Origin of the sequence: Companilactobacillus farciminis KCTC 3681 = DSM 20184 (genome assembly GCF_002706745.1) — a bacterium.
Lineage (GTDB): Bacteria > Bacillota > Bacilli > Lactobacillales > Lactobacillaceae > Companilactobacillus > Companilactobacillus farciminis.
Genome location: NZ_CP017702.1, coordinates 824346 through 847249 on the forward strand (window position 1 = coordinate 824346; position 22904 = coordinate 847249).

At 37.7% G+C, this 22904-nt stretch carries 22 protein-coding genes and 1 tRNA gene; 15 read left to right on the top strand and 8 right to left on the bottom strand.

Going from position 1 to position 22904, the window contains the following annotated elements; genetic code table 11:
• The first annotated feature begins 66 nt into the window (after positions 1-66).
• The 3 genes from rapZ to whiA are packed head-to-tail and all read left to right on the top strand — an operon-like array spanning position 67 to position 2940.
• On the top strand, positions 67-984 hold the full coding sequence (gene rapZ, locus LF20184_RS03880) for an RNase adapter RapZ (RefSeq protein ID WP_010020515.1): 918 nt from the start codon (positions 67-69) through the stop codon (positions 982-984).
• Positions 971-2005 (top strand): gluconeogenesis morphogenetic factor MgfK, encoded by a 1035-nt coding sequence (locus tag LF20184_RS03885; RefSeq protein WP_010020514.1) that lies wholly within the window; start codon positions 971-973, stop codon positions 2003-2005. Before rapZ ends, LF20184_RS03885 begins: the two co-directional genes overlap by 14 nt.
• Complete coding sequence (whiA, locus tag LF20184_RS03890; protein ID WP_010020512.1) at positions 2005-2940, top strand: DNA-binding protein WhiA; 936 nt, start codon at positions 2005-2007, stop codon at positions 2938-2940. Before LF20184_RS03885 ends, whiA begins: the two co-directional genes overlap by 1 nt.
• A 44-nt stretch (positions 2941-2984) precedes the next feature.
• Here the strand turns inward: whiA and LF20184_RS03895 are convergent, their stop codons facing one another.
• The gene (locus LF20184_RS03895) at positions 2985-3998 is read right to left on the bottom strand and encodes a zinc-binding alcohol dehydrogenase family protein (protein ID WP_010020510.1); all 1014 of its coding nucleotides are present in this window, start codon (positions 3996-3998) and stop codon (positions 2985-2987) included.
• Between the two features lie 135 nt (positions 3999-4133).
• On the opposite strand from LF20184_RS03895, the gene LF20184_RS03900 reads away from it, so the two are divergent.
• Positions 4134-4469: a winged helix-turn-helix transcriptional regulator gene (locus tag LF20184_RS03900; RefSeq protein WP_010020509.1), complete on the top strand. Its 336-nt coding sequence runs from the start codon at positions 4134-4136 to the stop codon at positions 4467-4469.
• Between the two features lie 8 nt (positions 4470-4477).
• On the opposite strand, the gene LF20184_RS03905 is transcribed toward LF20184_RS03900, so the two are convergent.
• The 6 genes from LF20184_RS03905 to LF20184_RS03930 all read right to left on the bottom strand — a co-directional run bounded on the left by LF20184_RS03905 (position 4478) and on the right by LF20184_RS03930 (position 11321).
• Positions 4478-6205 carry a putative glycosyltransferase family protein gene (locus LF20184_RS03905; protein ID WP_010020506.1) on the bottom strand — a complete coding sequence of 576 codons (1728 nt, stop codon included), beginning with the start codon at positions 6203-6205 and terminating at the stop codon, positions 4478-4480.
• Between the two features lie 98 nt (positions 6206-6303).
• Positions 6304-7698, bottom strand: coding sequence for a DHA2 family efflux MFS transporter permease subunit (locus tag LF20184_RS03910; RefSeq protein ID WP_010020503.1), 1395 nt, complete (start codon positions 7696-7698; stop codon positions 6304-6306).
• Between the two features lie 98 nt (positions 7699-7796).
• Entirely contained in the window at positions 7797-8447 is a 651-nt protein-coding gene (locus LF20184_RS03915; RefSeq protein ID WP_010020501.1) for a DNA-3-methyladenine glycosylase family protein, read from the bottom strand.
• A 102-nt stretch (positions 8448-8549) separates the two neighbouring features.
• Complete coding sequence (clpP, locus tag LF20184_RS03920) at positions 8550-9137, bottom strand: ATP-dependent Clp endopeptidase proteolytic subunit ClpP (RefSeq protein WP_010020500.1); 588 nt, start codon at positions 9135-9137, stop codon at positions 8550-8552.
• 101 nt (positions 9138-9238) lie between these two features.
• On the bottom strand, positions 9239-10363 hold the full coding sequence (locus LF20184_RS03925; protein ID WP_010020498.1) for an acyltransferase: 1125 nt from the start codon (positions 10361-10363) through the stop codon (positions 9239-9241).
• A gap of 82 nt (positions 10364-10445) precedes the next feature.
• Positions 10446-11321 carry a LysR family transcriptional regulator gene (locus LF20184_RS03930; RefSeq protein ID WP_010020496.1) on the bottom strand — a complete coding sequence of 292 codons (876 nt, stop codon included), beginning with the start codon at positions 11319-11321 and terminating at the stop codon, positions 10446-10448.
• Between the two features lie 110 nt (positions 11322-11431).
• Between LF20184_RS03930 and LF20184_RS03935 the strand changes: the two genes are divergently transcribed.
• Genes LF20184_RS03935 through LF20184_RS03965 form a run of 7 tightly spaced genes read left to right on the top strand, consistent with a single transcriptional unit; the run spans position 11432 to position 18197 of the window.
• Positions 11432-12355 carry an ACP S-malonyltransferase gene (locus LF20184_RS03935; RefSeq protein WP_050783096.1) on the top strand — a complete coding sequence of 308 codons (924 nt, stop codon included), beginning with the start codon at positions 11432-11434 and terminating at the stop codon, positions 12353-12355.
• 3 nt (positions 12356-12358) lie between these two features.
• A complete protein-coding gene (mdcA, locus tag LF20184_RS03940; protein WP_010020494.1) occupies positions 12359-13999 on the top strand; it encodes a malonate decarboxylase subunit alpha in 1641 nt (546 codons plus the stop codon).
• A gap of 3 nt (positions 14000-14002) precedes the next feature.
• Complete coding sequence (locus LF20184_RS03945) at positions 14003-14794, top strand: triphosphoribosyl-dephospho-CoA synthase (RefSeq protein WP_010020493.1); 792 nt, start codon at positions 14003-14005, stop codon at positions 14792-14794.
• Positions 14795-14808: 14 nt separating this feature from the next.
• The gene (locus tag LF20184_RS03950) at positions 14809-15105 is read left to right on the top strand and encodes a malonate decarboxylase subunit delta (RefSeq protein WP_010020492.1); all 297 of its coding nucleotides are present in this window, start codon (positions 14809-14811) and stop codon (positions 15103-15105) included.
• A complete protein-coding gene (mdcD, locus tag LF20184_RS03955; protein WP_010020491.1) occupies positions 15095-16759 on the top strand; it encodes a biotin-independent malonate decarboxylase subunit beta in 1665 nt (554 codons plus the stop codon). Before LF20184_RS03950 ends, mdcD begins: the two co-directional genes overlap by 11 nt.
• Positions 16747-17367, top strand: coding sequence for a malonate decarboxylase holo-ACP synthase (locus tag LF20184_RS03960; RefSeq protein ID WP_010020489.1), 621 nt, complete (start codon positions 16747-16749; stop codon positions 17365-17367). Before mdcD ends, LF20184_RS03960 begins: the two co-directional genes overlap by 13 nt.
• Before the next feature lie 44 nt (positions 17368-17411).
• A complete protein-coding gene (locus tag LF20184_RS03965; protein WP_010020487.1) occupies positions 17412-18197 on the top strand; it encodes an alpha/beta fold hydrolase in 786 nt (261 codons plus the stop codon).
• A 126-nt stretch (positions 18198-18323) separates the two neighbouring features.
• Here the strand turns inward: LF20184_RS03965 and LF20184_RS03970 are convergent.
• Positions 18324-18395, bottom strand: a tRNA-Arg gene (locus LF20184_RS03970).
• A gap of 222 nt (positions 18396-18617) precedes the next feature.
• On the opposite strand from LF20184_RS03970, the gene LF20184_RS03975 reads away from it, so the two are divergent.
• The 4 genes from LF20184_RS03975 (at position 18618) to tpiA (ending at position 22830) form a co-directional block, all read left to right on the top strand.
• Positions 18618-19664: a sugar-binding transcriptional regulator gene (locus LF20184_RS03975; protein WP_010020485.1), complete on the top strand. Its 1047-nt coding sequence runs from the start codon at positions 18618-18620 to the stop codon at positions 19662-19664.
• 34 nt (positions 19665-19698) lie between these two features.
• Positions 19699-20727, top strand: a complete 1029-nt coding sequence (gene gap / locus LF20184_RS03980) for a type I glyceraldehyde-3-phosphate dehydrogenase (protein ID WP_010020484.1) — start codon at positions 19699-19701, stop codon at positions 20725-20727.
• A gap of 108 nt (positions 20728-20835) precedes the next feature.
• A complete protein-coding gene (locus tag LF20184_RS03985; protein WP_010020483.1) occupies positions 20836-22050 on the top strand; it encodes a phosphoglycerate kinase in 1215 nt (404 codons plus the stop codon).
• 27 nt (positions 22051-22077) lie between these two features.
• Entirely contained in the window at positions 22078-22830 is a 753-nt protein-coding gene (gene tpiA / locus LF20184_RS03990) for a triose-phosphate isomerase (protein ID WP_010020482.1), read from the top strand.
• The last annotated feature ends 74 nt before the right edge of the window (positions 22831-22904 follow it).

The window sequence follows — 22904 nt, forward strand, 5'->3', positions numbered from 1 at the left end:
GTCAGTATTAAAAACTGACACGCCCGGCTTGTTGTGTTATGCTTATATTCGAATGTGAGGTGCATTATGGCAGAAGATATGCTTAGTTTGGTTATCGTTACTGGAATGAGTGGTGCAGGAAAGACCGTTGCAATGCAATCCTTTGAAGATTTAGGATATTTTTGTATCGATAATATGCCACCTAACTTGCTTCCAAAATTCTGGGAGTTAGTTCATGAATCCGGTAAGATCAAAAAAGTAGCTTTAGTTGTAGATATTAGATCACGTGCATTTTATGATGAGATATTCTCAATGCTTTCAAAAATGGACGAAGATGAACAAGAGAAACATCAAAAAGTTGATATGAAAATTCTCTTCTTGAATGCTTCTGATGAAGAGTTAGTTTCTCGTTATAAAGAGACCCGTCGTAGTCATCCTTTGGCTATGGAAGGTCGGTTGTTAGATGGAATTGAAAAGGAAAGAGAATTGCTTTCAGAAATCAAAAGTCGAGCTTCAGTTGAGATCGATACGACTGACCTCACTCCTAGACAACTGCGAGAAGAAATTTTCGATAATTTTCAAGAAAGTTCCGTCGTGCCAACATTTCACATCGAAGTGATGTCATTTGGCTTCAAGTATGGCTTGCCAATTGATGCTGACATTGTAATGGATGTTAGATTTTTAAGAAATCCATTTTATATTAAAGAATTAAAGACACAAACCGGAATGGATAAACCAGTTTATGATTATGTGATGGATGATGCAGAAACAAAGAATTTCTATGACAAATTCTATGGTTTATTAAAAGATATCGTTCCGGGCTATGAAAAAGAAGGTAAGACTAGTTTGACGATAGCAATTGGCTGTACTGGAGGACAACATCGTTCAGTCGCTATTGCTCAACGTCTAGGTACTGATCTAAAGAAATTAGATTATTACGTAGACATTACTCATCGTGACATGGAAAAATCTCAAAAGAAGGTAATTGAACATGGCAACAAATAGGATAGTTCGGGTTGTTAAGGGACGCCGTCCAAGAGTTGTAGTTATAGGTGGGGGAACTGGTTTACCAGTTGTTTTAAACAGTTTAAGAAATATGGATGCTAATATTACTGCGATTGTTACCGTAGCCGATGATGGGGGATCATCTGGTATCATTCGTGACTATATTAACGTTGTCCCTCCTGGGGATATTAGAAACGTTTTAGCATCTTTATCTGATTTGCCTAAAGTAGATCTGGATGTTTTCCAATATCGTTTTAAGACCAATGATGATTTCTTCTCTGGTCATGCCATTGGAAACCTGATCATCGCTGCTTTGACAGAAATGTCACCTAATATTTTTGACGCCGTACAAGAACTATCTAAAATGATGCAAGTTGATGGTCATGTTTATCCAGCCAGCAATACGAAATTAACTTTGAATGCAGAATTTACTGATGGAACGACTTTGTCAGGTGAACACGAAATAACGCATTCTGGTAAGCATGTAAAACGAGTTTGGGTCACTGATTCAGATAATCCTGATCAAGAGCCAAAATCAGTGCTGCCAGTAATTGCTTCTATTATGCAGGCTGATGTGGTCGTTTTAGGACCTGGTAGTTTGTTTACTAGTATTTTGCCTAACTTAATGATTAAAAAGATTGGTGAAGCTGTTAAACAAACTTCAGCTGAAATTGTTTATATTTGTAACATCATGACTCAAATTGGTGAAACAGAAGGTTTTACTGATGCGGATCACGTGAAAGTATTAAATCGTCATTTAGGTGGGAATTTCATCGATACAGTTTTAGTTAATACGCGAAAAATTCCCGACGGTTATATGGATCACAAGAAGTATGACGAATACGTCAACCAAGTGGAAACTGACTTTGATGGCTTAAGAAAAATGGGCTGCAAAGTTATTCAAGATGATTTCTTATCGTTGCATGATAAGGGAGCTTTCCACGATGGAGAAAAAGTTGCTAGAGAAATTATCAATCTCTCATTGCAATCAGGAAATAGAAAAAATGAGGTGAGACGTTAGTGGTTTCATACGCTAGTGAAGTTAAACAAGAGCTCACAAAATTAGTCGTTCATCCCGAACACGCTCGAGTAGAGTTGTCAGCGTTGTTGAGAATGAATGGTTCTTTGAGCTTGCAAAATCATCACTTCGTCTTAACCGCACAAACTGAAAACGCCGCGATTGCCAGAAGAATTTTTTCATTGGTCAAGCAAAAGTATGGTATTGAATCAGAATTATTAGTGCGTAAAAAGATGAAGTTAAAGAAAAACAATCAGTATTTAGTACGAATCAACCAAGATACTAATAAGATTTTGACAGATTTGGATATCTTAGATGAATCTGGCCTGTCGATCAATACTGACGTGCCATTAGAAGTTATCAATGAAGATCAACGGATGCGTTCTTATTTGCGTGGAGCCTTTTTGGCAACCGGAAGTGTCAATAATCCGGAAACTTCTAGATATCATTTAGAGATTTATTCATTGTACGAAACACATAATGAAGGTATTGCTCAGATGATGAACTATTTTCATTTGAATGCTAGAACTACGAAACGTCGTAACGGCTACATCGTTTATTTGAAGGAAGCAGAAAAAATTGCGGATTTCTTACAATTGATCGGAGCTACTAATGCGATGTTGAAGTTTGAAGATATTCGAATCGTGCGTGATATGAGAAATTCAGTCAATCGTTTAGTTAATTGCGAAAATGCTAATATCAATAAGACTGTGGCAGCAGCTGAACGTCAAGTTGAAAATATCAAGCATTTGCAAGCGACAGTTGGCTTAGACAATTTACCTGATAAATTACGTGAAATTGCGGTCTTGAGATTAGAGAATCCTGAAGTTTCACTAAAGGAATTGGGCGATATGGTACCAAGTGGTCCGATTTCAAAATCTGGAATCAATCATCGTTTACGTAAGTTGAATCAATTAGCAGAAGCTGATGGTGTTTAAAAAAGAAATCCCTGATAGAATTAGTTATTCTATCGGGGATTTTTTTAGTTGCTGACAACGACTTTGCCAATCATATGGTTGCTTTCTACTAGTTGATGAGCTTTTTTCAAATTATCAGCATTGATAGGGGATAATTCTTTAGTCAGAGTACTGTGGATAATATTTTCGTCAAGCATTGTAGCAATTTGTTCGAGGATTTCATGCTGGGTGATCATATCAGGAGTTTGATAGTAGGATTTGGAATACATCCATTCCCAAGCAAAAGTAGCTCTTTTTTTAGTTAGTTTCTTGAGGTCAATTGGACGGTGGTTCTCAGTAATTGAGACGATTTTCCCGTGTGGCTTAATTAGTTGAGAAATTTCTTGCCAATGTCCATCTAAATCATTGAGTCCTAAAATGTAGTCGACATATTTGAAACCTAAGCTGTGAACTTCAGAGATAAGATTTTTGCGATGATTAGCGATTAAATCGGCACCATTTTGTTGAACCCAAGAAATTGTTTCCGTTCGAGAAGCTGTGGCGATAACTTTTAGTCCAGCCCAATGTGCTAATTGGGTGGCAATTGATCCGACACCACCAGAGCCATTGATAATTAAAATAGTTTTTTGTTGGTTGTTTTTATCGGTTGGGTCGATTTCTAATTGTTCAAAAATTACTTCCCAAGCAGTTAAAGAAGTTAGCGGCATGACAGCAATTTCAGCATCGGTTAAATTCTTAGGTGCATGACCAACGATTCTTTCATCGACTAGTTGGTATTCACTGTTACTGCCTGGTCGAATAAATGAACCAGCGTAAAAAACTTTTTCACCTTTTTGAAAGAGAGTAACATCTTCTCCAATTTCAGTGACAGTTCCGACAGCATCCCAGCCAATAACTTTAGGTTGAATAAGCTTTTTATGTCCACTTTTTCTGACGATAACATCGACTGGATTGACTGAGATAGCTGATATTTTGACTAATAGGTCGTGACCGTGAGCCTGTGGTATTGGTTCAGAAAATTCGATAAGACTGTTGGTATCCTGAATAGGTAAATGTTCTAAAAATCCGATAGCTTTCATAATAAGTTCCTCCTCGACAATTAGTATCGGCTCAGTGAAGAATCAAAACAATCGTGAAATTTTTGTTACTAGTAACGTGTTGTTCTGAATTTAAAAAAAGGGTAGTCTAGGAATAAATCGATGAGGAGAAAATTGATGCAAAGACACGTTTATGACTGTAACGACGGTTGTCCGGTGGAAAGCACTCTGCAAATTATTTCTGGCAAGTGGAAAAGTGTCATTATTTACCATCTACTTGATAAAAAAGTTTGTCATTTTGGGCAATTGCAGCATGAATTGAAAGATTGTTCAAGGAGGATGTTAGCTCTACAGTTAAATGATTTGGAAAAAGATGGAATTATTAAGAAAAATGTCTATCAATTCAATCCTCTAAAGACGGATTATCAATTGACGGAATTTGGTAAAACGCTAGAACCAGTGATTAATTCTATGGCCAGTTGGGGTAAAATTTATAATCAAAAAAGAAGCTAGACGACTTTTTACAGTTGTCTAGCTTTCTTTATCTTGGGAATGGTTAACAAACCTATTAAAACTATTAATAAGACTGTCGACATCCAAAGTAGAGGTCGATACATTTTTGGTTGAATTTGCGTAATTTGATAAGTAGCGTGTTGAAGGTTTTTGTTGGAATGGATAGTTATGAAACCTTCAGAACTACGACTGGCTTTAATTCTTTGTCCATTCAGTTTGATTTGATAGATCAATGAATTATAGCCATAAACTGGTAGAGTTATTTTTCCCTTAGGAACATTATCGGCGGTTAAAGTAATTGAGTTAACGTTAGTACTGTTGTGCTTTAGAGGAATCTCACGACCTTTAGTTACTCCCAGATGGCCATTTATTAAGTAAACGATTCGTGGATCTAAACTCAACCCGTTAGTACCTTTAGCAAGTGGGACGGAATTAGGAGCGTAGTCGGGAATCAAAGTCCGTGAAAGGGTATCGCTGGTGATGCCGCTAGAGGTTACTTTGGCATAGCCGTTCAAACCAGTTGGGGTAGTGGAATTTTGCGTGATGACTGGTAGTTTAGCCGTTTTATGATATTGAGCCTGAAAGCCAGTATAGCCAGCCATTAAATAAGATAAAATCGTTACTCCAAAAAATATTTTACGAGCTGTCTTTGAACTGAAATTAATTAGTATCAAAATTATCGGTATGATTCCTAAAAAGGGAGCGAAGCGCCAGGCAGCGTTTTGGAAGTTGTTGATAATCGGTAATTTTCCTAACAAGTTCCAGGGAACGATATTGCTAGAAAGTAAGATCAAAACGATTTCGACGCTGAGCCAAGGTAGTAATTGTCTTAATTTTTGTCGGTTGAATTTGAAAATCACGATCAACAACAAAATAATTGAGAGCCAAGAAATCGTCGATTTAGTATTCCAACGTGAAGTCCAAAAGATTTGCCAGAGACTGAGACTGTCGACGTGTCCTAATCCAAACGGTGACAATAATCCGGTCTGCGAGATTTTCATTAGTCGATACAAAATCGGAGCGCAAAGGATAACAGTGAGTCCGGCCGCAATAATCAAATTGAGCCAAGCTAAATAGTTTTTCTTGATAATAGTGTTTATAATCAAAAATATTCCCGCGACTATCGTGATAACAACGGCACTGAGTAAGTGTGAACCGATGACCCAAAACATAAACAGAGCAGTTTTAATGATTAAAGGTGGATCGATTTTTTCACTTTCGATGGCTTCTTTGAGTGTAAAGAAGATTGGAAAGGCAAAAATCATCACTAAAGCAGTACCCGTCTGCATTTCGTTGACGAGGTCTTTTAAAACTGAGCCCGAGAGCGTAAAAATTGTTGCTGCTAAAATGGCATTACGGCTGTCGAAACGTTTGTTTATGGATAAGAAAGTCACGATAAACCCGAGCCCAGCAATGAGAGCTTTGATAGCAATGATTTGGTGAATCGGGGTTAAGAAGTTAGTCAAAAAGACAAACGGCCACAAAGTAATATCGGGATACATTCCGTTGATGGCCTGCCCAGTATTAAAGAAACTGTTGAAGTTAACCCAGCTAGGCAATTGATGTTGCTGAAAGGCTAGTCTAATTTCATAGATTCGCTCTGAATGAAAAAAAGTATCATAAAGCGAAACCATGTAGTTAAAGTGAAACTGCCAAATAGTCCAAGCTAATAAAATAATAAAAAAGAATAAGGCGATAAAAGTAGTTTGCTTATGTGAGTTATTTTTTGAGTCCAAAATATTTCTCCTATAGATAAATAATCCAGACCTTAATTATACTTCAATTGTTAAAAACAAAAAAATAGCCCACGACGAAAAGTCATGAACTAAAATTATTATTTGCTAGCTTTTTTGGTGTTCTTGATCATAAAGGCAAAGATAAGGCCGATAACTTCTATTACGAAGAAGAATGCAAAGACTCTTTGATAACCAATTAAACCATCGTTAGCAGGTAAGTGATGATTTTGGTTAGTAATTACCAGAATCAATGTCGCTAAACTGACACCAAGTGACCCAAATAGTTGTCGAGCAGTTGTGATGATAGCTGTTCCGTGTGGAATCAAGTCCTCTGGTAGTGAATTACCACCGAGTGTAGTTGCAGGCATCATAACGAAGGCATTGCCACCTTCAATTAAAATAGCAATCAAAATCATTGGTAACATGCTCAATTTGAAGTGGAGAATGAACAATAAGAACCAACCGACAGTGATCATTGACATACCAGTAATCAAAGTAGCTTTGAAGCCAATTTTATCAGCTAGACTACCCGTCAATGGGTTTAAAATACTCAAAACGATAGCGGGTGGGACTAGTGCCAAACCAGATTTTAAAACGGAAACGTGTAAAACATTTTGATAATAAAGTGGATAAATGATAGTTACGACGATCAATGAAATGTATGAAAAACCGGTCAAAATTGCGGCTAAGTCAAAGTTGAAATTCTTCATAACTTTCAAATCAAGTAGCGGTTCTTTTTTAGTCAATTGACGATGAACGAAAAGAACTGTCAAGACGATACTGATTACTAAAAGAATTGTTAAATTAGTACTCAAACTCTTAGTAGCTCCAGCTTGATTGACCACATAGAGCAAACCAATCAAACCGAGTAAGTAAATTGTTGAAATTAAATCCAAACTAGCTTTGTGACGTGGCATGACGTCTTTGATATTGAAGAGACCACTGATAAAAATTACGATCATGATCAATAAGAAGATGACGAATAATCCTTGCCATTTTAAAAAGTTCAAAACAATACCAGAAATAATTGGACCACTAGCTAAAGCAGACCCCATGACCAAACCGGCATAGCCCATGGTAGCACCACGTTTACTTTCCGGTGTGATGGTCAATAAAACCGACTGAAATGATGGGAATAAAACCCCAACACCAATAGCTTCTAAACCTCTACCGAGCATCGCCATAGGAAAGCTTTGAGCAGTGATGATAATCAAAGTACCCAGTGCAAAAATCCCAACAACGCTTAAAAAGATTTTTTTAAATGAAAAATTATTTAATAGCCAAGGACTGATGGGCATCATGATACACATGATCAACATAAAACCAGTTGTTAACCATTGAATCGTGGGTGCTGTAACGCCGAAAAATTTCATCAATGTTGGATAAGCCGTTGAAAGTGATGACTGACTGATCGACATCGTAAAGGTTCCCGACAGCAAAGTTATGATGAATAACTTCCGAGCAAGGCTATTTTGAATTTGACCCTTATTCATAGAAATATCCCTTCTTTGTAAAATCTAATACCAAATAAAGGATAGTCTAAATGAAAAAAGCTGTCCAACACAATGCCCGTAATACAGCGCTTTCAGGACTATTTTTTGTATAAATGAAAAACATTTTTAGTTAAGCCTAGATTTTTCGCCTGATACATATACCTACTAGCGATAGATGCATAGGGATGCCACTTGGAACATTTTTTCATTACGGCCGCTTTTTTGAAATTGTGAGTTTTGTAAACCCAGCTGTAACTTTGTAAGAAGGCTACGTCTTCAAATGGCAAAATATCTGGTCGATCTAGTGAAAAAATCAGAAACATCTTGGCAGACCAAACACCGATACCCTTGATTGTGGTTAAGCTGTCGATAACTTCTGAATCAGACATTTTTGAGTAATCTGAAAAAATTACTTTCTTTGTTAGAATTGCCGCTGTTAAGTTTTGAATGTAGTGCACTTTAGAGTGTGAGATACCGATACTTAATAATTGTTCATCGGATAAGCATTTAATTTTAGTTGGACAAATAAGGCCATCACATTCGTTTGTTAGACGAAGTGTTAATACTTGTGCGACCTTTTTTGAAAGCATTTGTTCAATAATCTGACTGACTAAAAAAGCGTAGGCATCAGTTTGCAGTTGATAATTTATTGGCCCCACCATTTGAATAACTTTAGCGAGGTGTTTGTCTTTTTTTATTAAATATTGAACTGAAAGAGAGTCTTGGTCTAAATGTTTTGAAATAGTCATTATTGCCTCCAAATCAGTTCAAGTATAAGAGGGAATGGGTATATTGAAACAAAAAAAATCTCCCCTTATCCAAAATGGATAAAGGAAGATTTTTGTAAAAGATTATTTGTCAGCTTTGTTTGTCATGATTTCATCAATCAAACCATAGTCTTTAGCTTCTTGGGCTGTCATGTAGTTATCACGATCAGTATCCTTTTGAAGTTTTTCGAATGTTTGACCTGAGTTGTCAGCCAAAATGTGATTTAATCTCTTTCTAGTCTTCAAGATTTCTTGGGCAGCAATTTCAATTTCTGTTTGTTGACCTTGAGCACCACCTAATGGTTGGTGAATGAGGACAGTTGAATTTGGTAGGGCAAAACGTTTGCCTTTTGTACCTGATGACAACAAGACACTACCCATTGAGGCAGCTAAACCAGTTGCGATTGTTTGAACATCAGATTTAACGAAATTCATAGTATCCATGATAGCTAATCCGTCGGTAACTGAACCACCGGGTGAGTTGATGTACATGGAAATATCCTTGTCTGAATCTTGAGCATCAAGGAAAAGTAGTTCAGCAATGACAGTGTTTGCCATTTGACTGTTAACTTCACCAGATAACATGATGATTCTGTCTTTTAATAATCTTGAGTAAATATCATAGGCACGTTCGCCACGTGAACTTTGTTCAATAACTGTAGGAACTAACATAAAATGCCTCCTGTTTTTAATTAGCACTCTTAATAGCACAGTGCTAATTTAGCATACAATATGTATCGGGTCAACAAACTAAGCTCGATAAATAAAAATATTTATTCAGTTGACTCCTGAACACGTTTTCTCATCAAAGAATCTTTGACTTTTGACCAAATAATGTGAAATACATACGCAGAAGCAAATGATAGTACCCAAGTCAATAAATAGCAAACGATAATGGCTAGGATAGGATTGATATTAACCAAATTTTTACCACCTAAGCGCCAGATGATCTGTAGCCAAAAGACGTTAGACAAGTAAGCTCGGTAAGCATAGGTTGCTAAAAAGTGAAATACTGGTAGGGCTTTGGAATTATCGTTGATGTGCTTGATAGCTAAAGTTGCAACTAAACCGATAATTAACAAAGCATATAGGGTCATCGAAGGTTTGTAATAAGGAGCATTAGCTAAGCTGACTGGATAGCCGAAATTAAAGAGTTCTTTGTTAGTCCAATAAAAGACAGCTATGAAGAGAATTACTAAAATAGGAAAAGACTTCTTCAAAAATGTTTCGAGTTTATCTCTAAACATCCAACTTAATACCCCAAAGATTCCGTAAATGACGAAGCTAATAAAGATTCGATCGAGTAAATACCAGCTTTGTTCGTGAGGTCCGTGGAAGACTTCTAAATCGTAAAATCCAATCCAAGCAGCAAAGAGAACGGTCGTGATAATTAAAGTCCAAATTCCACGCTTAGAATTATTTCTTACAAAATGAGCTAGTAGCCAGAAAAATGGCATTAAAATAATGAATTGTAGCATCATCGTGTTATACCACAAATGTGGTGCGGCATTACCATTGATAAAGTGCCAAATAAAAGAGCCAACATCGTGATACTGATTAACTTGTTGAACATTTGGCATGATTAGTAGGTAGGCTAAGGTCCACCAAATTGTGGGTACAAAAAGAGCAGACCATTGTTTTTTCAAATAGCCACCATAATTGGCCAAGGTATTTTGGTTAGTTGTTCTAGTCGTGGTATACAAGATACCAAAAATAAAGGCTGGAGCAGTGAACTTAACTAAGTTATAAATAATACCAATTGGCGTTTGATAGTTATAAGTTGGACTAGTTGCAAGAACTAGACTCAATACGGTCTGCATCATAACGGCAGTACAAGCGAAGACCTTCATGTAATCACCGATGTCGGCCGGGCTTGTAGTGTCTTTTTTTATTTTCATGTGAAACACTCCTCTTGTAAATTTGTGAGATCAACAAAAGGAAACTTAAATTCAATATAAGCGCATTCATTCTAAAATGCAACTAAATTTTTAACTCGAAATTTTGGAAATCTAAGAAAATCATGATCAATTCATTACTAATTTCACGTTTGATACCATTGAGAACTCCATAGGGAGAACTGAGGTAAATAGTCCGCTGCAGTGGATCCGGAGCAAGTCTAGCAAGTTGAACTCGAGGTTGGATCGTTTGCCAAGTAACTGAAGGAATGAAACTCAAACCAATTCCTGCTTCAATCAATCCTCTGACAGTTGCTGGGTCGTCAGCTTCATACATGTAATCCAAAGCGATGTCGCGTTTGTTGAAATAGTTGTCGATCGTCAAACGTAAAGGATTATTTTTCGATAAGCCGATTAGTTTTTCACCTTGTAAGTCTTTAGGGCGGATAAATTGTTTGCTGTAACCGTAGTTGATATTCCAGCCGACAAAGATTTCTTCCTTCAAGACTGGTACGTTGGTCAAACCTTCCAATGGTTTAGTCGTGACGATAAAGTCGAATTGTTTAAAATCTGTTTCCCTGACGTTATGTTGAGCAATGTTCAATCTGACGTTGGGGAATTTTTGTTTAAAAGTCGAGACGATGGCAGGGATGAAGGGGGAAGCCACTTCCATTAATAAAGAAATGGGATGTTCGACCTTATCTGGACCGCCTTTAACGGCGTTGATACCACGGTCGAGTTCTTCTAGGCTGTCATTGACGTAACTGTAAAATAATTTTCCTGAACGATTGAGTTTTAACGTACGACCAGTCCGATCGAACAATTTAGTATTTAGTTCTTCTTCTAATTGCTTGATCATCTTGCTAACAGCTGGTTGAGAAACGTACAAGATGTTGGAAGCCTTGGTAATACTCTCTTGATTGGCAACGACGACGAAGTATTTGAGTTGATTGATATTCAAAATTGACACCTCTTATATAACCAAATGGTTAAGTATTATGCTTTTTCTATATTATACATGTTAAGAATCATTTCATATACTGAACTTGTGAGATCAATAAAAAGAATTTGATGGAGGTGGATACTATTTCGGTGTTATGGATTTTTCCTGGCCAAGGTGGTCAGAAAAGCGGAATGTTAAAAGACGTACCAAAGTCGATGCTTGAAAAAGTGAAGGATTTGACAGGCGTTGAATTGACCGATGATGAACAAGCTTACCAAGATTCGATTCAAATTCAATTAGGAATTTTGATTTTGCAATTGTTCAATATTAGGCAATTAAAGAAAATCAATCAAACTCCAGACGTAGTGGCAGGACACTCGCTAGGTATTTTTGCGGCGGCAGTTGCTAGTGGCGTTATCAGTGAAGACGATGCCATCAAGATTGTTTATATTCGTTCGCAAAAGATGCAAGAGTCTTATCCAACCGGTTATGGAATGGGAGCAATCGTCGGTTTGACTAGAAAAGAAGTTAATAATTTGGTCGACCAAGTTAATAACGAAGATCAACCTGTCTTTACTTCTAATCAGAATTCTGAATTGCAGACGGTTGTTTCTGGTTCAATCAAAGGAATCAAACAAGTATTGTCTTTAGCAAAAAACAACAATGCTCAAAAAACGGTTCTCTTGAAAGTTCCCGTCCCATCGCATTCACCTCTGATGCAATCTGTTGCTGATGTCTTGGAAAAAGAGTTGGCAGATGTTTCTTTGAACGATCCCCAATGCACCTACTTGGCAAATTACAACGGTCATGCGATCAGAAAAGTTGATGGTGTCAAATACGACATGATCAATAATCTAGTTCATCCCGTTTATTGGGACACAATGATGGATGTTGCCAAGGAATTAGGCGTTGATACAGCTTTAGAAATAAAACCAGGACAAACTTTTACGAAATTAGTTAAAAGCAAGTTCCCAGATTTTCGAACTATCACCATGAACAATATGAATCTTGATGATATTCAATTTTTGTTAGAGAAATGGAAAAGAGGATAATTGATGGCTAAAAGAAGTTGGACTCAAAATCGTGATGCCAAAGCTGCCAAATTAGACAGTATCGCATCAATGCTCGATGGCAAATTTGTTAAAACTCAAAATGCTAAAGAATTATTAGAAAGTGTTATTAAACCAGGCGATAAAGTCGTTTTGGAAGGGGATAACCAAAAACAAGCTAGTTTCTTGTCAAAGGTATTAGCTTCAGTTGACCCCGAGAAAGTTCACGACTTACACATGATCATGTCCAGTGTGTCACGTCCAGAACATTTGGATATTTTTGAAACAGGTATCGCTAAAAAATTAGATTTCTCATTTGCGGGACCTCAAAGTACGAGAATTTCTCAAATGATTGCTGACGGAACAATGGAAGTTGGCGATATTCACACTTATCTTGAATTGTACGCTCGACTATACGTTGACTTGATTCCAAATGTTGTTTTGGTAGCTGCTGATAAAGTAGACCGCAACGGTAATCTTTACACAGGTGCAAATACCGAAGAAACACCAGCTATCGTTGAAGCTGCAGCCTTTAAAGACGGTATCGTAATCGTTCAAGCTAACGAAGTCGTTGATAAAGTTCCTCGTGTTGACATCCCTGGTGACTGGGTCGATATCGTTGTTCCAGCTGATGAACCTTATCAATTGGAACCACTATTTACACGTGACCCTCAAAATGTTACTGAACTACAAATTTTAATGGGTATGATGGCTATTCGTGGTATTTATGAAAAACACAACGTTCAAACAGTTAACCACGGTGTTGGTTTCAATACTGCCGCTATCGAATTGTTGCTACCTACATACGGTGAACAACTTGGATTAAAAGGCAAGATTGTACCTAACTGGGAAGTTAACCCTACACCTACTTTGATTCCTGCTATTGAAAGTGGTTGGGTCAAAACTATCCACAGTTTCGGTGGAGAAGTCGGAATGGAAAATTACATTGCTCATCGTCCTGACATTTTCTTCGTTGGTAAAGATGGAACAATGCGTTCAAACCGTGCCTTTGGTCAAATGGCCGGTCAATACGCTTTGGATATGTTTGTTGGTTCAACACTTCAAATCGACAAATACGGTAACTCTTCAACTGTTACTAACGGTCGTTTATCTGGATTCGGTGGTGCTCCTAATATGGGTAGTAATCCACACGGACGTCGTCACTCAACACCAGCTTGGCAAAGTCTTCGTCCCGATGATGATCCATTGGGCAAAGGTCAAAAATTAGTCGTTCAAATGGTTGAAACTTTCGGTTCAAATAAGAAACCTGTCTTTGTTGACCACTTGGATGCTGAAGAAGTTCAAAAAGAAGCTAAATTAGCTAATGTTCCAATTATGATTTATAGCGAAGATACAACTCATATCGTGACTGAAGAAGGTATCGCTTATCTTTACAAGACTGATAGTATGGCCGAAAGACAAGCTGCTATTGAAGCTATCGCCGGTGTTACACCAGTTGGTTTGAGAAGCAATCCTAAACAATTAGCTGACTTACGTCGTCGTGGTATCGTAGCTCTTCCTGAAGATCTAGGAGTTCACCGTGGCGAAGCAAAGAGATCACTTCTTGCAGCTCAAAACATGGACGACTTAGTTAAATGGTCTGATGGACTTTACAATCCACCCGCAAAATTCAGAAGTTGGTCATAATTAATGATTGAAACTAAATTTTTACAGTTAGCACAACAAGCAGTAGTAGCACTGAAATGGGAAGTTAGTTTTTCGCCTAAGCCTGGATTAGTAGATGCTGAATCAAATGGTTCACACACTGATATGGATATTGAATTATTTTATAAATCAGCTGACAGTTTGCTAGAAAGTTTCTCAGAAATTGCTGAAAAGTCATATCGACAACCAATCGACTTATCGTTGCGTGAAGAAATTGGTAGAATCGGTCGGATTGCTGAAAAAGATATGTTTCAAGCAACTAACGGTGTCAATACGCATAAAGGGGCTATTTGGAGTATGGGATTGTTGATCAGTGCTATCAGTAGCCAACAGACTAATGATTTAGCAACAATCTTGTTAACGGCTAAAGATTTGTCACGTTTGCCTGATAAAAATGTCATCCCTAAAAAGACTCATGGTGCGGTTACGAAGCAAAAATATGCTTTGTCTGGTGCTAAAGGGGAAGCTCAAAATGGTTTTCCTAATTTAGCCAAAGCCTTAGCTTTTAAGCCACAGTTGGATGATTTTGATACGTGGATGCGACGTTTACTCGTTTTGTACAGCAATGTTGATGATACTAATATTGTCTATCGCAGCAATTTAAAGGTTTTACGTGATTTTCAGAATCTCTCAGCTCAAATAGTAGTTGATCCTAGAAATATCTTAAATAATCCACAGTTTGAAAAATTAAATGACTTTACTCAAGAGCACAATATTTCACCCGGTGGCTGTGCTGACTTGTTTGCTGCAAGTTACTTTTTAAAACATTTGAAGTAGAAATGGAGATAAATATGGAAAAATTACATTTTAACTTCGATACCAAAGATGCCATTTCCAAACCCGTACACGTTGGGGTAGTTGCATCTGGTGACCTTGAAGTTATTTTCAGACCCACAGATAAAGAAACAGAAGTTAATATCGTAACTGGTAGTGACGGCTTTAAAGAAGTTTGGGGAAATGTTTTGAAACGTTTCTTCGACAGATATCCAATCCAAGCTAATATCGAGATCAACGACTTTGGTTCCACACCAGGTGTAGTTAATCTTCGTTTAACTCAAGCATTGGAGGAACTAAAAGATGAAAAATAGTTTTGTTGAATTACATGCGCGTGAACGTGCCCTTTCATTATTAGATGCAAATACTGCTAGAGAAATCGTTGGACCTCTTGACGATATGATCTCGCCACATCTTGAACCTCAAGACATCGTTCCTGAAAGTGATGATGGAATCGTCTTGATGCGTGGAAAAATTGAAGGCAAGCAAGTTTTAGTAGTTTCAATCGAAGGTAAATTTCAAGGTGGCGGTATCGGAGAGGTCAGTGGTGCCAAAATCGTCGCAGCCTTAGAAAAAGTCCTTGAAGAAAACAAGAATGGCAACACGATTTACCCAATCATTGTTTTGGATACCGGTGGTGTTCGTTTGCAAGAAGCTAACTACGGTTTGTTATCAATTTCAGAGATTCAAAACGTCGTTATTGCTTTGAAGAAGTTTGTGCCAGTTATCGGCTTAGTGCCTGGTCGCGTGGGATCATTCGGTGGTATGTCAATTACTGCATCAATTCTTTCTTATTTAATTGCTACAAACAAAGCCAGAATTGCTTTGAATGGTCCAGAAGTTATCGAACAAGAAGCTGGTGTTCGTGAATTTGATTCCAGTGATAAAGATTTGATCTGGGATACTTTGGGAACTAAACAACGCCAAGCTACTGACTTGGTTGATGAAGTAGTTGACGATACCGTAGATAGTATCAAGGCTGCTATTGTCAATGAAATCAAGACTAAGAAGGATGCTCATAGAACTGAAAATGTTGACTTCTACTTGAGTCTATTGGACAAATTGGATTTGAGTAAGAAATTGGATATCGATTCTTATAACAAATTGTTCAAATCAGTTGTTGCTACTAAACATACGATTCCTGAAGCTGTTGTTGGTGAAAAGGAAGGTACAAAGAGCCGCGGTCGCTTGTGGTTTGAAAAGTTAACTGGTATTAAGAATGCTACTAGTCCAGTCTCAACTGTTTTGCACGCTCAAAAAGATGGTAAAGAGTTTATCGCCATTGTTCCAGATGCAGACAATAAATTCCCACGTGTTCGTGAAGGAGAAGTTGGTCTTCAAGAAGGATTTGCTGTAGCAAGTATCGTTAATCAAATCGTAGCTGAAGACAAAGATAAGGATGTTAAACGTCCTATTGTTCTAGTTGTCGATGTTCCTAGTCAAGCTTATGGTTATCAAGAAGAATTGATTGGTATTCACGTGGCTCTTGGTTCAAGTGCTGCCGCATACGCTAAAGCTAGACAAAACGGTCATCCAGTAATCGACTTTATTCCTGGAGATGCTGTTTCTGGTGGATTCTTGGCACATGGTTTGCAATCTAATAGAATGATTGCCTTAGATGATGATTCAATCACTATTCAAGCAATGTCAAAGGCTAGTGCTGCTCGTATTACTCAAAGAACAATTGCTGAATTGGAAGAAGCTACTAAGCATGTTCCAGCTATGGCTTACGATATCGATAACTATGAAAAACTCGGTGCTTTGTACAAATTAGTCAAAGGTATCGGTTCATGGGAAGCAACCGACGAAAATGTTGATAAAATCAAAGAATTGATCAATCAAGCTATCGATAGTTTAGACGGCGACACAAGTTTGCACTTCCGTTATCAAACAGAAATTGCCAAAGCTAGTGGCCGTAAATCAACTCTTCAAGTTAGAAAACTAGTGGATGAAGAATGGTCAAAGTAGAACCGCATGATTTATTAAAAATCTCTTCAATTAATGATCTGATTACTGATGGATTGCCACAGTGGGCTGAGGATATTTTTCCCGATTCACTGACGGTCGTAGTTCGTCGTAGTGAAATAATTAATGGTAAAATTCCTGTCGGTATTAGGGGAATAAAAAGAGAACAGCGTTTTGCAGCTTTTGTCTTAGATTCAGATGTTAAAGAGGTCATTACACCGTATCAATTAGTTTCTGAAAAGTCTTGGCAAAATGTTTCTGATGAGCGCAAAAAATTACCTGCAATCAAGGCTTTACCAGCAGTGGCAAAAATCTTGCAAGAATACAAATGGGGAATCAGTGGTAGCGTTGGTTTCGAATTGGCAACAGGGACTAATTCAGCCAAAATGACCAGTGATTTGGATTTAGTTTGGAAGCCGGATACTTCAATTAGTCGTGAGGGCGCTAAGAATTTGTTAGCAAAATTGAATCAATTCGGAGTTCATGCTGATCTACAAGTTATCCAAGGCAGTAATGGTTTTTCATTAGAAGAATACAGTCAGTCAAAATCTACTATAATGATGAAGACGTTGTCTGATCCAATTTTAGTGAAAGATCCTTGGAAAAAATAAAAAAGATAGGCCGTCGTGGTCTATCTTTTTTTGAGGAGAGAACTATGGAATTTTTAACTAATGATGGAATAAAATTAAATTTTCAAAGCTTTGGATCTGGTCAACCAGTTATCTTAGTAGAAGGATTTGGTGGATATCAAGAAATTTGGCAAGCTCAGATTGATTATTTGGTGGGGATAAATTGTCGAGTGATTACTTATGATCATCGAAATCATGGCAAGTCACAACGTACTCAGAAGAATTTAACGATTGAGCAATTGACGAATGATTTGGCCAGTTTAATTGAATATTTACAGTTTCAAGAGCCCATTTTAATTGGTCACTCGATGGGAGCAAGTATTTGTTATGCCTATTTGAAGAAATATTCTAACGTTAAATCAGTTTTAGCAATCGATCAATCTCCGAAAATGTTAAATGATTCAAACTGGAAATATGGTTTTGAAAACTTTACTGCCAATAATTTTAAGGAAAAAATTTCACTGCCAAATAAAACGCATGAAACTTTACATGGATTAAATAATCAAGTGGCTTTGTCATTAAACAAAGTTCGGAGTCTCTATCCATTTATTAGAAAGCAAAATCTAGCTCTATTAGAAGATCATTTCCAAAAAGACTGGCGTAATTCATTATTGAATAGTAATAAACGGGTAACTATTGTGACTGCCAGACAGAGTCCATACTTTGACTGGCGATTTGGAGATTACTTAACGCAAAATGAGAAAATAACTAGTATAGCTTTGGATAACTGCGGTCACGATATTATGGCTGAGATTCCAGAAGTTTTTAATCAAACGTTAAGACATTTTATTTTTAGTAGTCGTAGAATTTAAAAAAGAGAGCTATATTTCGTTATAAAACACGAAGTATTACTCTCTTTTTATATAATAATATTCTTGTTGAATCTTATAGATGTTGATAATTCAACATTCTTTATCAAAAGTTTGTGAAACAAAAAATGCGCCACGTGGGAGTCGAACCCACATTCCAGGAACCGGAATCCTGTGTGCGATCCATTACACTAGCGGCGCATTACTGTTTAATTCTATCGCACCTCTATATAAAAAGTAAACGTCAAAAAAAATATTATTAATTGTACTTTTTGTAATCATTTCACTTGATATTTTCACAAGAGAGTTTATACTAATAACTGTGCTTAAGAGATGGAATGATTCATCCGGGCTTTTATTTTTTGAGTACATGGGTCGTAAACAGACATACAGGGACACTAATTGCCCCATGGAGTATATCAAATGACTAATAATGAAGATTTAGAATTGCTGGATTTAGTTGCCCCAGACTTCATTAAAACTCTGGAAAAGCGATTTAAAATACTTCAGAGTATCTCATTAATGGAGCCAGTCGGGCGCAGAGTATTAGCTGATGATCTTAATATTACTGAACGTGGATTAAGAACTGAGACTGATTTATTAAGAAAGCAAGGCTTGATTGTTTCTTCAAAATCTGGAATGTCTTTAACGCATACAGGTAGCGATGTAGTAGTTCGCTTGACGAATGTTTTAGCGGATTACCAAGGTACAGCTATTTTGGAGAAACGCTTGAGTGAAAAGCTGGGAATTAGTCGTTGTATTGTTTTACCCGGTAATGCAGATAAGCAATATCGAGTAGTCGATTCGTTTGGTAGAAGACTTAATCAACTCTTAGGATCAGTATTGCCAAATGGTCAGTCAATGATTTCTGTGACTGGTGGTAGTACGTTGGCACAAGTTGCTCGTAATCTTTCACCTGATTTATCGAAGAATCGCAAGTTGGTTTTCTTGCCAGCTCGTGGTGGTGTAGGTGAGTCAGTTACGATTCAAGCAAACAGTGTCTGTGCAGAGATGGCTTTAAGAACGCAAGGCCAGTACCGGGCTATGTACCTTCCAGAGGACATTAGCGAAAAAAGTTTTGAATCTTTGCAAAAAGAGACTTCAATTAAGTCGGTTCTTGAACTAATATATAGAAGTGATGTTGTTATTCACAGCATCGGAACTGCAAGTGTCATGGCAGAACGTCGAAATCTTTCAGCTAAGGAACAAGAAATCATCGATAATGGTGATGCTGTTTCAGAAGCTTTTGGAGATTTCTTCGATCAAAGTGGTAAACTTGTATATAAGGTACCTAGGATTGGACTTCACGTCCGGGACCTTGATAAAATAAAATATGTGGTTGCGATTGCCGGTGGTCAAAGTAAGGCTAAAGCAATTCAATCATATATGAAAAACGCACCTCATCATACTATACTAATTACTGATGAGGGTGCCTCAAAGCTGATTTTAAGGGATAACCCTTTAAAATAATATTTTTTTGATTTCCTGAAGGAGGAATTTTTGTATGACTACAAAAGTTGGTATTAATGGATTTGGCCGTATCGGTCGTTTGGCATTCCGCCGTATCGCTGCACTTCAAGCAGCTGGCAAGACAGATTTGGAAGTTGTTGCAATCAACGATTTAACTTCACCTGCTATGCTTGCTCACCTATTGAAGTATGATACTGCTCATGGTAACTTCGAAATCGACAAGATTTCAGCTGCTGACAATGCTATCGTTGTTGACGGTAAGACAATTCCTGTATATGCTGAAATGAACGCTGCAGACCTTAAATGGGTTGCAAACGACGGTGTTGACATCGTTCTTGAATGTACTGGTTTCTACACATCATCAGAAAAAGCACAAGCTCACTTGGACGCCGGTGCAAAACGTGTATTGATCTCAGCTCCATCAGGTGACATGCCTACAGTTGTTTATGGTGTTAACGATGACATCCTAACAAACGACGTTAAGATCGCTTCAGCTGGTTCATGTACAACAAACTGTCTTGCACCTCTAGCAAATGCCGTAAACAAAGAATTCGGTATTAAAGCTGGTACAATGACAACAATCCATGCTTACACAGCTACACAAAAACTTCAAGATGGTCCAGAACGTAAAGGTAATGTTCGTGCTGCACGTGCTGCTGCTGCAAACATCATCCCTCACTCAACTGGTGCTGCTAAGGCCCTAGGTCTAGTTGTTCCTGACTTGAAAGGTAAGCTTGATGGACATGCACAACGTGTTCCAGTTATCACAGGTTCAGTTACTGAATTAGTTGCAACTCTCGACAAAGAAGTTACAGTTGACCAAGTTAACGATGCAATCAAGAAGTACACAGACAACAACCCTTCATTCGGTTACAATGATGACGAAATCGTATCATCAGATGTTATCGGTACATCATTTGGTTCAATCTTTGATCCAACACAAACACAAATCGTTGGTTCAGGTGATGGCCAAGTTGTAAAGACTGTTGCTTGGTACGATAACGAATCAGGATTTACTGCACAAATGGTTCGTACACTTGAAAAATTTGCTACATTAGACTAATTCATTAATCTAAAATAGTAATCAAAAAACCTAATTTAGTGTTTTAAATTGGCGGAGGGAGGATAACTCCTTCCGCCTTTTTTTAAGGAAAATATCGGAGGATTTATAATGGCAAAACTTATTGTTTCTGACGTTGACGTAAAAGACAAAAAAGTCTTGATGCGTGTTGATTTCAACGTTCCTATCAAAGATGGTGTTGTCGGCGATACTAACCGTATCGTTGGTGCTATCCCAACAATCAAATATGTTTCAGAACATGGTGGAAAGGTTATCTTGCTATCTCACTTGGGTCGTATTAAGAGTGACGAAGACAAGAAAGCTTTATCATTGAAGCCAGTTGCTGCTAAACTTGAAGAATTAAGTGGTTTGAAAGTTAAGTTCGTACCTGTTAACGAAGGTAAAGAACTTGAAGATGCTGTTAACGAACTAAACGATGGCGACATTCTACTTATGGAAAACACACGTTTCCAAGATATCGACAATGATTTCGGTAAACGTGAAAGCAAGAACGATCCTAAACTTGGCGAATACTGGGCATCACTTGGTGACGTATTTATCAACGATGCTTTCGGTACAGCCCACAGAAGCCATGCTTCAAACGTTGGTATCTCAACAGCTATGAAGGCTGCTGGTAAACCAGTTGCTGCTGGTTTCTTAATGGAAAAGGAAATCAAGTTCTTAGGTAACGCCGTTGACAATCCTGTACACCCATTCGTAACAATCCTTGGTGGTGCTAAGGTTTCAGATAAGATTGGTGTTATTGAAAACTTAATTCCAAAATCAGACCACATCTTAATCGGTGGTGGTATGGCTTATACATTCTTAGCTGCTCAAGGCCACAAGATTGGTAAGTCTCTATTCGAAGAAGACAAAGTTGAACTAGCTAAAGACCTCCTTCAAAAAGCTGGCGACAAGATCGTTCTTCCTGTAGACCACATCGTTGCTAAAGAATTCTCAAATGACGCTGAAGCTACAACAACTGATGGCGTTGACATTCCTGATGACGAAATGGCTCTTGATATCGGACCTAAGACAGTTAAGTTGTTCCAAGACACATTAAATGGTGCAAAGACTGTTGTATGGAACGGACCAATGGGTGCATTCGAAATGAGCAAGTTTGCTGAAGGTACACTAGAAGTTGGACGTGCTATGGGTAACTTGACAGATGCTATTACTATCGTTGGTGGTGGTGACTCAACTGCTGCTGCTAAGAGTCTTGGTATTGCTGACAAGCTAACACACATCTCAACTGGTGGTGGTGCTTCACTAGAATACCTAGAAGGTAAAGTATTACCAGGTATCGATTCAATTTCAGATAAATAATTATTTTTCATGAGGAGAACTAATTTTATGCGTACACCTATTATTGCGGGTAACTGGAAGATGAACAAAAATCCTAAAGAAACCCAAGAATTTTTAGACGGTATCAAAGGCAAGTTGCCAGAATCTGGCGTAGAAACAATCATCGGTGCTCCAGCTATTGACCTTACAACTCTTGTTGCAGGGGCAAAAGGTACACCATTGAAGACTGCTGCTGAAAACTCATACTTTGAAGATGCTGGTGCATTTACTGGTGAAACATCACCTAAAGCACTTGATGAAATGGGCGTTGATTATGTAATCATCGGTCACTCAGAAAGAAGACAATACTTCAAAGAAACTGACGAAGATATCAACAAGAAAGCTCACGCAATCTTGAAGAACAACATGCTACCTATCATCTGCTGTGGTGAAACACTAGAACAACGTGAAGCCGGCAAGGCAGAAGACTGGGTAACAGGTCAAATCGAAAATGCTGTTAAGGGCATTTCTGCTGATGACTTAGCTAAGTCAGTTATCGCTTACGAACCAATCTGGGCTATCGGTACTGGTAAGACTGCTACTGCTGATCAAGCACAAGAAATGGTTCACGTAATCCGTGAAAAGATTGCTAGCTTGTACGATAACGACACAGCTGACAAAGTACGTATTCTTTACGGTGGTTCAGTTAAACCTGCTAACGTTAAAGAATTGATGGCTAAAGAAGATATTGATGGTGGACTTGTTGGTGGTGCATCAATGGATCCAGAATCATATATCGCATTAGCTAACTTCAATAAATAATTTACTTTCATTAAGTTATTTATTTTAGTTGCAAAAAAGGTTAAAATTAATCTGTATTAAAACCATAAAGGAGA

Excerpts from the sequence above, each read along its gene's own strand:
- rapZ (WP_010020515.1), top strand. The coding sequence starts at position 67 with ATGGCAGAAGATATGCTTAGTTTGGTTATCGTTACTGGAATGAGTGGT.
- LF20184_RS03885 (WP_010020514.1), top strand. The coding sequence starts at position 971 with ATGGCAACAAATAGGATAGTTCGGGTTGTTAAGGGACGCCGTCCAAGA.
- LF20184_RS03895 (WP_010020510.1), bottom strand. The coding sequence starts at position 3,998 with ATGAAAGCTATCGGATTTTTAGAACATTTACCTATTCAGGATACCAAC.
- LF20184_RS03900 (WP_010020509.1), top strand. The coding sequence starts at position 4,134 with ATGCAAAGACACGTTTATGACTGTAACGACGGTTGTCCGGTGGAAAGC.
- LF20184_RS03910 (WP_010020503.1), bottom strand. The coding sequence starts at position 7,698 with ATGAATAAGGGTCAAATTCAAAATAGCCTTGCTCGGAAGTTATTCATC.
- LF20184_RS03915 (WP_010020501.1), bottom strand. The coding sequence starts at position 8,447 with ATGACTATTTCAAAACATTTAGACCAAGACTCTCTTTCAGTTCAATAT.
- clpP (WP_010020500.1), bottom strand. The coding sequence starts at position 9,137 with ATGTTAGTTCCTACAGTTATTGAACAAAGTTCACGTGGCGAACGTGCC.
- LF20184_RS03925 (WP_010020498.1), bottom strand. The coding sequence starts at position 10,363 with ATGAAAATAAAAAAAGACACTACAAGCCCGGCCGACATCGGTGATTAC.
- LF20184_RS03935 (WP_050783096.1), top strand. The coding sequence starts at position 11,432 with ATGGAGGTGGATACTATTTCGGTGTTATGGATTTTTCCTGGCCAAGGT.
- mdcA (WP_010020494.1), top strand. The coding sequence starts at position 12,359 with ATGGCTAAAAGAAGTTGGACTCAAAATCGTGATGCCAAAGCTGCCAAA.
- LF20184_RS03945 (WP_010020493.1), top strand. The coding sequence starts at position 14,003 with ATGATTGAAACTAAATTTTTACAGTTAGCACAACAAGCAGTAGTAGCA.
- LF20184_RS03950 (WP_010020492.1), top strand. The coding sequence starts at position 14,809 with ATGGAAAAATTACATTTTAACTTCGATACCAAAGATGCCATTTCCAAA.
- mdcD (WP_010020491.1), top strand. The coding sequence starts at position 15,095 with ATGAAAAATAGTTTTGTTGAATTACATGCGCGTGAACGTGCCCTTTCA.
- LF20184_RS03960 (WP_010020489.1), top strand. The coding sequence starts at position 16,747 with ATGGTCAAAGTAGAACCGCATGATTTATTAAAAATCTCTTCAATTAAT.
- LF20184_RS03965 (WP_010020487.1), top strand. The coding sequence starts at position 17,412 with ATGGAATTTTTAACTAATGATGGAATAAAATTAAATTTTCAAAGCTTT.
- LF20184_RS03975 (WP_010020485.1), top strand. The coding sequence starts at position 18,618 with ATGACTAATAATGAAGATTTAGAATTGCTGGATTTAGTTGCCCCAGAC.
- gap (WP_010020484.1), top strand. The coding sequence starts at position 19,699 with ATGACTACAAAAGTTGGTATTAATGGATTTGGCCGTATCGGTCGTTTG.
- LF20184_RS03985 (WP_010020483.1), top strand. The coding sequence starts at position 20,836 with ATGGCAAAACTTATTGTTTCTGACGTTGACGTAAAAGACAAAAAAGTC.
- tpiA (WP_010020482.1), top strand. The coding sequence starts at position 22,078 with ATGCGTACACCTATTATTGCGGGTAACTGGAAGATGAACAAAAATCCT.